Raw genomic sequence first — 12522 nt, forward strand, 5'->3', positions numbered from 1 at the left:
ACGAGTGGGGATGAGTGCGCGGGTCAGCGGATAGCTGCGCCCGCAGGTGAGCGGTCGGTTGAAACGGGCGCGGCGTCGCTCGGAACTGGTGCTGGTTTGGCGGCCTTGTTGCTCGGGTTCTTCAGCAGCAGTACCACGATCACCGCGCCGGCCGCGAGGGTCGCGGCTGGCCACAGCGTGATGTGCGCCATCGCGCTGGAGGCGACCTCGTGGATCAGGGACTGCTGTTGCGCCGTGCCGTGAGCGGTGAGTTCGTCGAACTTCGGCTGGCCGATCTGGGCCCGCTCCTCGGCTGGCAAACCCGCCAGTTTGGCGGTGAATTCGTTCTTCAGGGCGGTCGCGAGAAGTGTTGCCGCACAGGCGGATCCGAGAGTCGAGCCGATCTGGCGAGAAGTGTTGAAGGTGCCGGAGGCCGCACCGATGAGCGGTCGGGGAGCGCTCTGCATCGCGGCAACCGCGAGGGGGCTCATCATGAGCACGCTGCCCGCTCCCATCATGGCCGCCTGGAGCAGCAGCAGGATGATCGGGCTGCTCGGGGTCATGAGGAAAGACCGGATGATCAGCGCCGCGCTGAAGATGGTCAGTCCGAGCGTCGCCGGCAATTTCGAACCGAAACGCTCGACGATCCGACCGACAAACGGGCCCATCGGCACCGAGACCAGAGCCGACGGAAGGGTCATCAGCGCTGCATCACGCGGTGACATCCCGCGCCCGGCCTGGAAGTACAGCGTGCCGGGCAGAGTGGCGGCCGTGAGGGAGAAGCCGGCGATCAAGGTCGCGACGTTGGCGACGGCGAATGTCCTGCTCCGGAAGATCTGCAACGGCACCATCGGCTCCGACCGGTTCACGGCTTGCCAGACGACGAACAGGACCCCGGTCACGACCCCGGCCGCGAGGACTCTCGGCACGGTCACGGCGATGCCGGTTGCACTGCCCAGGACCGTCAGGTCGTCGGTGATCGTCCCCCAGTTGTACGCCGGCGCCTCCTCGAGGCCGAACGCGAGGCAGAAGAGGGATGCGCCGCTGAGCAACATGCCGAGAACGTCGAACCGGTGTCGGTTGCGCTCGGTCACCGGCACGAACTTCGCGGCGACGGCAAATCCGGCGATGCCGATCGGTACGTTGATCAGGAAGATGGACTGCCAGCCGAAGGCATCGACCAGGAAGCCACCGGTGACGGGCCCGATGAGCATGGCGGCGCCGGACACCATGCCCGAATACGCCATCGCTCGTGCTCGGCGTTCGAACGGCACGAGCTTGCCGATTGTGGCCATGGTCTGCGGTGACATGAGGGCAGCGCCCAGCCCCTGTGCACCCCGCGCGGCGATCAGCGCCTCGATGCTGCCGGCGAGTCCGCAGGCGAGCGACGCAGCGGTGAAGACGGCCAGACCGATGAGGTAGATCCGTTTGGTGCCGTAGCGATCGCCGAGGCGGCCGGCGAGTAGCAACGGCACGGTGAACGTCAGCAGATAGATGCTGGTGACCCAGGTCGTGCCGCTCACGTCTGCGTGCAATTGGGTCGAAAGTGTCGGCATCGCGACGACGACGATCGTCGTGTCGAGCATCAGCAGGAAGAAGCCCACGAGGAGGGCCGCCAGTGCGACCTTCACGTGTGGTGTCAACGGCTCAGCCGGCTGAAGTCGCCCACGACGACGCCGGCGAGCACCACGATGATCGGCACGAAGGTCAGCACGTAACGGGAGCGGCCCTGCAACACCAGGATGAGCAGGGCGATGCCGATCGCGGACAGGGCCAACGCCAGAGTTCGCCGGTCGTAGCGGGCGAAGAGCAGCCCGACACCGAGCACCAGCAGGACCGCACACCAGAGGCCGGTGACCAGACCACTGCGCTCGTCCCACAAGCTGCCCTGCACTCGGTCCCACGGCTCCACCATCGGTGTCAGCACGGTGTGGGCGATCACCGGCTGCCACCGGTCCTCGCCCTCGCCGTAAGCCCAGAATGTCCCGTCGCCCCAGGTCCACACCTGCTTGTCCCACTCGAAACGCGCCGTGCCGGATAGGCCGCGCTGATGCCACTGATCCTCGATCACCTGCCAGGAGATCCGGTTGGTCTCATCGACCGGCTTGTTCCGGATCCTTTCGACGAGGGGGCCGTTGTACCCGCCGTACGACGGGGGATGGCCCGGCCCGTAGAGCAAGCCGCCGGCGACGAAGCTCAGCGGCGTTGCCGGGGTGACCTGATGCACCTGGTGTGCGTCGAGGCCGGCCGCGGTGCGGGCGGCTGCGCCGAGTCCGACGTATGACGCGGCGCACACACCGAGCCCTGCGGCGAACGTGAGTAGCGCGACCCCGATGCGGCGGAACGTGGCGCGGCGGGCAACCTCCACCAGGACGACGATGCCGACCGCGATCGGCACGACGATCGGCATCGGCTTGAAGACCAGGGACGCGCCGAGGCTGATGCACGCCGCCAGCGCCAGTGCGACTCTGCGCGCCCGGATTGACGCCCGGTCGGCGGCGATCAGGAGGCACACCGCGAGGGTCAGCAGGGCCATGGTGACGATGTCGGTGTAGCCGATGATCATCCAGGGGCTGAGCCCGAGCAGGAGGAAGGCGACCAGAAGCGCCACCATGCCCGCGCGATGCCCGACCAGCCAGCGGGCACTCAGGTAGACGCTGCCCAGGGTGACCAGCAGGCACAGTCCGTTCATCACCAGGAAGCTGCTGGTGTAACCCACGTGCACGAGCTCACCGGCTGCGCGCACCCGCCGCGCCATCCCGAGCACGGGGATGTTGTTGGGGTAGAGCCCGAAATAGTGCTGCAGGTAGGGCGCCGGGTGGGCGGTCGACGACGCCCTGCGGATGACGCTGGCGTCCCATGTCGGCCGATAGGTCACCGACCCCGCAATGATCACCGCCACGATCGATGCGAGCAGCGCGGTCGACAGGCCGATGATCGTCTGTCGGCGTCGAAGGGCGGGGGAGGCCGGACCGTGTGGCCTCGCGACCCACACCGTGATCGCGACGAGCGCTGTCGTCATCAGGGCCGTGACCAACGCCAGCGCTCTCGGATACCCGTTCACGGGCATCCGGGGCGTGAGCAGCACGGCGATCGCGGTGGCCGCGAATACCGCGCCGACCGCGGCCTGCAGACCGCGGCCGAGCAGTGTCGTCAGTGTCGACATTGTCGTCATTGTCGACACGCCGAAACCGGCCACTCGTCGCGTGACCTCGTGCTGGCTCACTCGCCCCCCCGGGGAACTGACCTGACTGATGCTGACTTAGGTTCTGCGGAAGGAGAACCGACCGTGACCCACCCAACTCCACACGGCTGTGAGAACCACGATCACCACCTGAACCGGAACCGTAGGCAGGTCGAGCACCGTAGAGCCGAGCCACAGTAGCACCGCGTTCACCAGCAGCCCGGACAGGTAGACGGTCTCGAAGCGCACCGCGTCGCGCACCAGGTTGCCGCGCACCCGGAAGACCAGGTAGCGGTAGAGCACGAACGCCACCACGACGCTCACGATGTGCGACGAGATCAGCGTGAGCATGCTGACCGCGGTCTTGCCCAGATCGGACCCGCTGTAGAGCCGGTGGAAGACCACGAACGCACCCAGCCCGACCACCGTGTTGACCCCGCCGACGACCAGGAACGCCGTACGACGGTCCTTCAGCAGCCGGACGATCGGGCCGGCGGGCAGATCCTCGTCCCCGGGGACGACCGGCACCCCCGACGGATCGCCGAACCCGTGATGGTGGGTCTGCTGATCCCTACCGCTCGACAACGTGGCGGTCCTCGTCGGTGGGCTGCAGTTCCGTCGCCCGCAGCGAGTCGTAGGCGACGTAGTAGGCGGGCCGTTGCTGCATCGCGTTGTAGGTGCGGCCGACGTACTCGCCGAGTATGCCGAGACAGAGCAGCTGCAGCGCGGAGAACGCAGCGACGATCACGACCGTCGACGCCCAGCCGGAGGCGACGCCGCCGTTGATCTTGCTGATCACCACGTAGATCATCAGCAGGATCGCGACCGCGAAACCGATGACGCTGAACCACGAGGCCAGGCGCAAGGGCGCCAGTGAGAAGCCGGTGACGGAGTCGACGCTCAGCCGGATCATCTTGGAGAGCGGGTACTTGGATTCGCCGGCTGCTCGCTCGTCGCGGCGATAGCCGACGGTGGTGGAGGGGAAGCCCAGCGTCGGCACGACCAGCCGCAGCACCCGGTTGTTCTCCGGGAGGGCGTTGACCGCGTCGACGGTGGCCCGCGACATCAGCCGGAAGTCGCCCGCGTCATGCGAGATGTCGAGCTTGGACAGTCGTCGCATCAGGCGGTAGAACGCGCCGGCGGTGTGCCGCTTGAAGGCGGAGTCGGTGCTGCGGTCGGTGCGCACGCCGTACACGACGTCGACGTCCTGCTCGAGCGCCGCGTGATACATGTCGGCGATGGTCTCCGGCGGGTCTTGCAGGTCGGCGTCGATGGTGACGATCCACTCGCCGCGCGCCGCGAGCAGTCCGGCCGAGATGGCCGCCTGGTGGCCGGCGTTGGCGCGAAGGCGCACCACGCGAAGTTGTGGCCAGTCCCGCAGGAAGCGCTGCAGCAGCACGGGGGTGGCGTCCTTCGACCCGTCGTCGACGGCCACCACTTCGTAGTCGGCCTGCAGCCCGTCGAGCACGGGACGCATCCGGTCGACGAACAACGGCAGGACATCCTCCTCGTTGTACATCGGGACGACGACGGTCAACGCGGGGGACGGTCCGATATCGGTGCTGCTCAAGGGCGTGTCAACTTCCATGCTGATGCGGTGCTGTTCTGGTACATCTCGGTGGCGAAGGGTCGCAGGTCCACCGACGGCGAGGTGCGCTTGTCGACATACACCCAACGCACTCCTTCATCCCACAGCGCGCGTGCCGCATGGGATGTCGGCGCTGTGTAGAAGCTGTCGTTGAGAGCGAGCAATGCGGGGTCGAAGAACGGAGCGGTGATCGAGGTGCGTCCCTCGACGTACTTCGCTGTGATGGTAGGAGCGTAGCCCCACCCCTCGACCAGCATCTGCCGACCCGAGTATGCCGCGACGACGTATCGCCGGCTCTCGCAGACGCCGCGCACCGGCCGGATCGTGGTGCAGTGCCGGTTGGTCATCACCAGGTCGTCCGGGGCGGAGTGGTTGCCGATGAACGTCGCGGCGTCGAGCTCGCCCTGGGTCACCGCGCCGGCCCGGGCGGCGGATCCGGGTCTGGACGGGGGTATGTCGGTGTCGCGCAGGCTCTGCACCAGCGAGACGACGCCGGTCAGGACGAGCGCACCGGCGCCCACCACGCACGCCGTCATGATGCGCTGGCGGCGGTCCAGCAGCGCGACGAGCACGCCGGCCGCGGCACAGATCAGCAACCCGATGAGGATCACCATGAATGGCCCGCTCGGGCGGTGCGGGTGGATGGTCACCAGCGCGACTGGCAGGCGCCAGGCCAGCACACCGGCGGCGACGGCGGCAACGGCGGCGGCCGCGATCTGCACCGCCGGCCGGCCGCGCAACCAGACGTAGAGTCCGGCGCCGCTCAGCACCGCGGCCAGCGGGATCGCCTGGATGCGGAAGTAGTTCTGGCTGAGGCCCGGCTGCACGAAGAGCGCCGGGCCGAAGGCGCCCGCGATGGCGCCGCCGAGGATGACCCACACCATCGGGTCGCGCCGGCCGAGTTCGCGGTCCGGTCGGAGCAGCAGCGCCACGCCCAGGCCGGCCTTGCTGAGACCCCAGACGACCATGAAGAGGCCGCCGGCGACCAGGAGCCAGGTCGACTGGCTGCCACCGATCGCCGAGATGGGCCAGCTGCGTTGCACCGCTTCCCGCGGGTTGAGTGCGAGGCCGTCGGTCGACCCGTTGAAGATCACCTTCATCGACACCAGCAGCCCGGCGGTCACCAGGACGAAATCGGTGATGAGCGGCCGCACGTCCCGCCGGGACCAGAGCAACGCGGCGACGACGGCCAGCGCGAGGCCGGCCACCACGAGCGGGGTCGCCGAGCCTTTCGCGCCGGCCGCGACGACCGCGAGCGCCACGACACCGACGGCGCTGCCGATGCCGCGCTCCCCGCGCACCCGGATCGCCACCAGCGAGACGAGGGCCAGGAGCACGATGAGGCTCGGGGCAAGTGTCGGGGACTCCGGCGTGATCGGGCCGGCGTTGCCGGTCGTGTGCCACAGGTTGATGTAGTTGGACCACATCGCGACGAGTACGGCGATGGTCGCGGCGAGCGCGCTGCCGGTCACCCGCAGGGCCAGCGCAGCGATGGCGCCGACCGCGACCACCGGCAGCACTGCCGGCGCGAAACGCAGGACGACCTCGGCGGCCGGCACGCCGGCGACCGACGACAGCTGACCCATCCAGGCGTGGGTGAACCAGTGATAGTCGAAGCTCTCGTCGACGATCATCGGCCAGTTGGCCGGACCGCGGAAGCGGAGCTCGTTGGTCATCGCGATCTGGAAGTACTGGTCGACGTGCGGCAGCCCGGACGGGGCCGGCCAGTCCAGGCGGTTCTGCCGGAAGTAGGTCCTCAGCCCGCGCACCGCGCCGAGTGCCGCAAAGCCCATCACGAGCGGCAGCCACCAGGGGGAGGGGCTCCACTCGGCGTGCACGATGCGGCGGCGCGTGGCCGGGACCGCGAGCAACGCGACCGTGATCGCCACCGGCAGGCCCGCGCTCACCAGCGCGCTGTCGGCATACCCGCCGATCACCTGGGCCGGCACGCTCACCGCGAACCCGGCGGCGAAACCGCAGGCGAGGTCCTCGATCAGCCAGCCCGCCCGGGGGCGCACGCTGCGCCACAGGAGTATGCCGGGCAGCCACTGCAACAGCACGAGCGCGACGACGAGACGCAGCAGCGACGCCGCCGGCAGCCCGGCGTGGACCGCGTAGCCGCAGAAGACGGCGAGTGCTCCGAGCAGGACGGCCGCGGTCCAGATGTCGCCCCACCAGCCGGTGATGCGAGGTGCGGTCAGGCCACGCGAGGCGGTCAGCTTCGGCGTGGTCGTCCCGTCGGTCACGGCCGGTGAGCCTTGACCCAGAACGACACTCCGGGCAGGGATCGGACCGGCAGGAAGCGCTCGGCGGTGACGATGCTGCGCAGCGCGGCGTTGACCACCGGCGACGGCCGGTCCAGGTCGCTGCCCTCGCTCGTACGGCGGCGCAGCGCGACCGCCGGTCGCAGCAGCACCATCCACGAGCGGCACTCGTCGACCACGAGCCCGTTGCGCTCCAGCACCGCGAGCAACGACTCGCGGGTGTAGCGGCGCACGTGGTTGACGGCGACGTCGTGCGACGACCACAGCTTCGGATCGGCGGGCACGGCGATGATCGCGGTGCCGCCCGGCCGCAGCACGCGGTGGATGTTGCGCACGGCAGCGTCGTCGTCCTCGATGTGCTCGATCATGTCCAGCGCGGTGACCAGGTCGAAGGACTCGTCGGCGAGAGGGAGCGCGGTGGCGTCCGCACGGGCGACCCGCAGACCACGGGATGCGGCGACCTCGGCGCCGTCCTGGCCGTACTCCAGGGCGATCGCCCGCCAGCCGCGGTCGATCAGCACCCTGGTGTTACCACCGCCCGCGGCACCCACGTCGCAGGCATCGCCGGGGGTCAGGTCACGGACGAGCCGCCCCAGCAGATGACGACGCTCGGCATACCACCAGTGCCAGTCCTCGACGGCGGTGAGCTTGCGTACCTCATGGCCTTCCACGGCCGACACCCTAACGGCCGACGATGGAAGTCTCCTGCATTCGCACCTTCCCCGAGCGTTCGCCGATTTTGCGGGTATCTGCGGGCCCGGTAGCATTGTGGACCGTGCGTGGGCTCTGCCCTGCCCGCTGGTCGCGGGCACCAGGCCGCCACACGCTCTCGCCGGGCAGCCAGCAGGTTGGGAAGTGCGGGGGAGAGCGCCGGTCCGACACTCCCGACCGCGGGGGTCGTAGCGACCGGTCAACACCAAGGAGTCGGCAGCGTGGTCACGGCCGCGCGTCGACGGACAAGATTCGATCAGTTACGGAGACAGTAGGTTGCCTACAATCAACCAGCTCGTCCGCAAGGGTCGGCAGGACAAGATCGCCAAGGTCAAGACGCCGGCCCTCAAGGGCAGCCCCCAGCGACGCGGTGTGTGCACCCGCGTCTACACCACCACCCCGAAGAAGCCGAACTCCGCGCTGCGCAAGGTCGCCCGCGTCCGGCTCACCTCGGGCATCGAGGTCACGGCATACATCCCGGGCGTCGGCCACAACCTGCAGGAGCACTCGATCGTGCTCGTGCGTGGCGGCCGTGTGAAGGACCTGCCGGGTGTGCGTTACAAGATCATCCGCGGCTCGCTCGACACCCAGGGTGTCAAGGGCCGTCAGCAGGCCCGGTCCCGCTACGGCGCGAAGAAGGAGAAGAAGTAATGCCTCGTAAGGGCCCCGCTCCGAAGCGCGCTCTCGTCGTCGACCCGGTCTACGGTTCGCCGCTGGTCACCCAGCTGGTCAACAAGATCCTGCTCGACGGGAAGAAATCGGTCGCCGAGCGCATTGTCTATGGTGCGCTCGAAGGCTGCCGTGACAAGACCGGCACCGACCCCGTCGTGACCCTGAAGCGGGCGCTCGACAACGTCAAGCCGAGCCTCGAGGTCAAGAGCCGCCGCGTCGGCGGTGCGACCTACCAGGTCCCGGTCGAGGTCAAGCCCGGCCGCGCCACGACCCTCTCGTTGCGTTGGCTGGTCGGTTACGCCCGCCAGCGTCGTGAGAAGACGATGACCGAGCGCCTCATGAACGAGATCCTCGACGCCAGCAACGGGCTGGGCGCCGCGGTGAAGCGTCGTGAGGACACCCACAAGATGGCCGAGTCCAACCGGGCCTTCGCGCACTACCGCTGGTGACAGCGACCGTGGCGGCTCCGTCGTTCGTATGACGGGGCCGCCGCGGAGCCGGCGCATCGCGCGAGGGCGCGGCTGCCGGCATACCGAAACCCCGAGTTACTCCACGTAAGCAGAGACGAGAAGAGACACCGTGGCACAGCAGGAAGTGCTGACCGACCTGACCAAGGTCCGCAACATCGGCATCATGGCGCACATCGATGCCGGTAAGACCACGACCACCGAGCGCATCCTTTTCTACACCGGCATCAACTACAAGATCGGTGAGGTCCACGACGGCGCTGCCACGATGGACTGGATGGAGCAGGAGCAGGAGCGCGGCATCACGATCACGTCGGCCGCGACGACTGCCTTCTGGAAGGGCTACCAGATCAACCTCATCGACACCCCCGGGCACGTCGACTTCACCGTCGAGGTCGAGCGCAACCTGCGCGTCCTCGACGGCGCCGTCGCGGTGTTCGACGGCAAGGAGGGTGTCGAGCCGCAGTCGGAGACCGTCTGGCGTCAGGCCGACAAGTACGGTGTCCCGCGCATGTGCTTCATCAACAAGATGGACAAGATGGGCGCCGACTTCTACTTCTCGGTGCAGACCATGGTCGACCGCCTCGGCGCGACCCCGCTGGTCATGCAGCTGCCGATCGGTGCCGAGTCCGACTTCACCGGGGTCATCGACCTGGTGCGGATGAAGGCGCTCGTCTGGCGCGGTGAGACCAAGCTGGGTGAGGACTACGAGGTCGAGGACATCCCGGCCGACCTGCAGGACAAGGCCGACGAGTACCGCTCGCAGCTGGTCGAGAAGGTCGCCGAGTCCGACGAGGAGCTGCTCGAGAAGTACCTCGGCGGCGAGGAGCTGACCGAGGACGAGATCAAGGCGGGCGTGCGCAAGCTGACGCTGGCCGGCGAGGTCAACCCGGTCTTCTGCGGCACCGCGTTCAAGAACAAGGGCGTGCAGCCGCTGCTCGACGCGGTCATCGACTACCTGCCGAGCCCGCTCGACCTGCCGCCGACCGAGGGCCACAAGCCGGGTGACGAGGAGACCGAGATCACCCGCAACCCCTCGTCCGACGAGCCGTTCGCGGCGCTGGCGTTCAAGATCGCCACGCACCCGTTCTTCGGCACGCTGACCTACATCCGGGTCTACTCCGGTTCGATCGCCTCCGGTTCGCCGGTGATGAACTCGACCAAGGGCAAGCGGGAGCGGCTGGGCAAGCTGTTCCAGATGCACTCCAACAAGGAGAACCCGGTCGAGAAGGCCTCCGCGGGTCACATCTACGCGGTGATCGGTCTGAAGGACACCACCACCGGTGACACCCTCTCGGACATGAACGAGCAGATCATCCTGGAGTCGATGACCTTCCCGGAGCCGGTCATCCACGTCGCCATCGAGCCCAAGACCAAGGGCGACCAGGAGAAGCTGTCGACCGCCATCCAGAAGCTGGCCCAGGAGGACCCGACGTTCTCGGTCCGCCTGGACGAGGAGACCGGCCAGACCGTCATCGGCGGTATGGGCGAGCTCCACCTGGACATCCTGGTCGACCGCATGAAGCGCGAGTTCAAGGTCGAGGCCAACGTCGGTGCGCCGCAGGTGGCCTACCGGGAGACGATCCGTCGTCCGGTCGAGAAGTTCGACTACACGCACAAGAAGCAGACCGGTGGTTCGGGTCAGTTCGCCAAGGTGCAGCTGTCGATCGAGCCGATGGACACGACCGAGGGCGAGCTCTACGAGTTCGACAACAAGGTCACCGGTGGTCGCGTGCCGCGCGAGTACATCCCGTCGGTCGACCAGGGCATCCAGGAGGCCATGCAGCTCGGCATCCTCGCCGGCTACCCGCTGGTGGGTGTCAAGGCCACGCTGCTCGACGGCGCCTACCACGACGTCGACTCCTCGGAGATGGCGTTCAAGATCGCCGGTTCGATGGCGCTCAAGGAAATGGCCCGCAAGGCCGACCCGGCGCTGCTCGAGCCGATGATGGCCGTCGAGGTGCGCACGCCCGAGGAGTACATGGGTGACGTCGTCGGCGACATCAACTCCCGCCGTGGCCAGATCCAGGCCATGGAGGACATCAGCGGTGCCAAGGTCGTCAAGGCCGTCGTCCCGCTGTCGGAGATGTTCGGGTATGTCGGCGACCTGCGGTCCAAGACCCAGGGTCGTGCCAACTACACGATGCAGTTCGACTCGTACGCCGAGGTTCCCCGGAACGTCGCGGACGAGATCATCAAGAAGATCCGGGGCGAGTGACGGTGCGGCGTCTGCGCCATACGAATTGAACGTCGTATGGCGCAGCGCTTATCGTCAGCCCGGTTTGTAGAAAGAAGCAAAATTCAGGCGCGTCGATGACAGCAGGGGCTCGCGAAGCGAAGCGAGCGGGGCCCTACGCGCGGAATCGACGCAAACAAACACGGCGCCGCCCCGGCGCTGAAGCAAGTCCTTGAAGGAGGACCCCAAAGTGGCTAAGGCCAAGTTCGAGCGGACCAAGCCGCACGTCAACATCGGAACGATCGGTCACGTCGACCACGGCAAGACCACGTTGACGGCTGCCATCACCAAGGTGCTGGCGGACAAGTACCCGGACCTGAACAAGGCTGCGGCGTTCGCTGACATCGACAACGCTCCCGAGGAGCGCCAGCGCGGTATCACCATCAACGTCTCCCACCAGGAGTACGAGACCGACAAGCGCCACTACGCGCACGTCGACGCGCCGGGTCACGCCGACTACGTGAAGAACATGATCACCGGTGCGGCGCAGATGGACGGCGCCATCCTGGTGGTCGCCGCCACCGACGGCCCGATGCCGCAGACCCGTGAGCACGTGCTGCTCGCGCGTCAGGTCGGCGTCCCCTACATCCTGGTGGCGCTGAACAAGGCCGACATGGTCGACGACGAGGAGATCCTCGAGCTCGTCGAGATGGAGGTCCGTGAGCTGCTGTCGAGCCAGGAGTTCGACGGTGACAACGCTCCGGTCGTGAAGGTCTCGGCGCTGAAGGCGCTCGAGGGCGACGCCGAGTGGGTCAAGTCGGTCGAGGAACTGATGGACGCGGTCGACGAGTCGATCCCGGACCCGGTGCGCGACACCGACAAGCCGTTCCTGATGCCGATCGAGGACGTCTTCACGATCACCGGTCGTGGCACCGTCGTCACCGGTCGTATCGAGCGCGGTGTGCTCACGGTGAACGAGGAAGTCGAGATCGTCGGCATCCGCGAGAACACCCAGAAGACCACCGTCACCGGCATCGAGATGTTCCGCAAGCTGCTCGACGAGGGTCGCGCGGGTGAGAACGTCGGTCTGCTGCTCCGCGGCACCAAGCGCGAGGACGTCGAGCGCGGCCAGGTCGTGGTGAAGCCGGGTTCGACCACCCCGCACACCGAGTTCGAGGCCAACGTCTACATCCTCGGCAAGGACGAGGGCGGCCGTCACACGCCGTTCTACGACAACTACCGCCCGCAGTTCTACTTCCGCACCACCGACGTGACCGGTGTCGTGAAGCTGCCTGAGGGCACCGAGATGGTCATGCCCGGTGACAACACCGAGATGACCGTCACGCTGATCCAGCCGGTCGCGATGGAGGACGGTCTGCGTTTCGCCATCCGCGAGGGCGGCCGCACCGTCGGCGCCGGCCGCGTCACCAAGATCCTCAAGTGATCTTGCGCTGAACGGCTGAAAGGCCCCGGATCTCACC

At 67.7% G+C, this 12522-nt stretch carries 10 protein-coding genes; 4 read left to right on the forward strand and 6 right to left on the reverse strand.

What is annotated here, in order from left to right; genetic code table 11:
* Positions 1 to 23: 23 nt before the first annotated feature.
* The 6 genes from HJ588_RS06850 to HJ588_RS06875 all read right to left on the reverse strand — a co-directional run bounded on the left by HJ588_RS06850 (position 24) and on the right by HJ588_RS06875 (position 7686).
* Positions 24 to 1610, reverse strand: a complete 1587-nt coding sequence (locus HJ588_RS06850; RefSeq protein WP_171153346.1) for a DHA2 family efflux MFS transporter permease subunit — start codon at positions 1608 to 1610, stop codon at positions 24 to 26.
* A gap of 8 nt (positions 1611 to 1618) precedes the next feature.
* Positions 1619 to 3145 (reverse strand): glycosyltransferase family 39 protein, encoded by a 1527-nt coding sequence (locus HJ588_RS06855; RefSeq protein WP_171153348.1) that lies wholly within the window; start codon positions 3143 to 3145, stop codon positions 1619 to 1621.
* A 96-nt stretch (positions 3146 to 3241) separates the two neighbouring features.
* Positions 3242 to 3748, reverse strand: coding sequence for a GtrA family protein (locus HJ588_RS06860; RefSeq protein ID WP_171153351.1), 507 nt, complete (start codon positions 3746 to 3748; stop codon positions 3242 to 3244).
* Positions 3735 to 4751 carry a glycosyltransferase family 2 protein gene (locus HJ588_RS06865; protein ID WP_171153353.1) on the reverse strand — a complete coding sequence of 339 codons (1017 nt, stop codon included), beginning with the start codon at positions 4749 to 4751 and terminating at the stop codon, positions 3735 to 3737. The genes HJ588_RS06860 and HJ588_RS06865 overlap by 14 nt, the downstream gene beginning before the upstream one ends.
* Complete coding sequence (locus HJ588_RS06870; RefSeq protein WP_171153361.1) at positions 4730 to 6997, reverse strand: hypothetical protein; 2268 nt, start codon at positions 6995 to 6997, stop codon at positions 4730 to 4732. Before HJ588_RS06870 ends, HJ588_RS06865 begins: the two co-directional genes overlap by 22 nt.
* On the reverse strand, positions 6994 to 7686 hold the full coding sequence (locus HJ588_RS06875) for a methyltransferase domain-containing protein (RefSeq protein WP_171153363.1): 693 nt from the start codon (positions 7684 to 7686) through the stop codon (positions 6994 to 6996). The genes HJ588_RS06870 and HJ588_RS06875 overlap by 4 nt, the downstream gene beginning before the upstream one ends.
* Before the next feature lie 316 nt (positions 7687 to 8002).
* Here HJ588_RS06875 and rpsL point away from each other — a divergent pair, with 316 nt between their 5' ends.
* The 4 genes from rpsL (at position 8003) to tuf (ending at position 12485) form a co-directional block, all read left to right on the forward strand.
* A complete protein-coding gene (gene rpsL, locus HJ588_RS06880; protein ID WP_171153365.1) occupies positions 8003 to 8377 on the forward strand; it encodes a 30S ribosomal protein S12 in 375 nt (124 codons plus the stop codon).
* The gene (gene rpsG / locus HJ588_RS06885) at positions 8377 to 8847 is read left to right on the forward strand and encodes a 30S ribosomal protein S7 (RefSeq protein WP_171153368.1); all 471 of its coding nucleotides are present in this window, start codon (positions 8377 to 8379) and stop codon (positions 8845 to 8847) included. Before rpsL ends, rpsG begins: the two co-directional genes overlap by 1 nt.
* Positions 8848 to 9031: 184 nt before the next feature.
* Positions 9032 to 11083 (forward strand): elongation factor G, encoded by a 2052-nt coding sequence (gene fusA, locus HJ588_RS06890; protein ID WP_171155477.1) that lies wholly within the window; start codon positions 9032 to 9034, stop codon positions 11081 to 11083.
* Between the two features lie 208 nt (positions 11084 to 11291).
* Positions 11292 to 12485 (forward strand): elongation factor Tu, encoded by a 1194-nt coding sequence (tuf, locus tag HJ588_RS06895; RefSeq protein ID WP_171153370.1) that lies wholly within the window; start codon positions 11292 to 11294, stop codon positions 12483 to 12485.
* The last annotated feature ends 37 nt before the right edge of the window (positions 12486 to 12522 follow it).

The organism is Flexivirga aerilata, assembly GCF_013002715.1.
Taxonomy (GTDB): Bacteria; Actinomycetota; Actinomycetes; order Actinomycetales; family Dermatophilaceae; genus Flexivirga; species Flexivirga aerilata.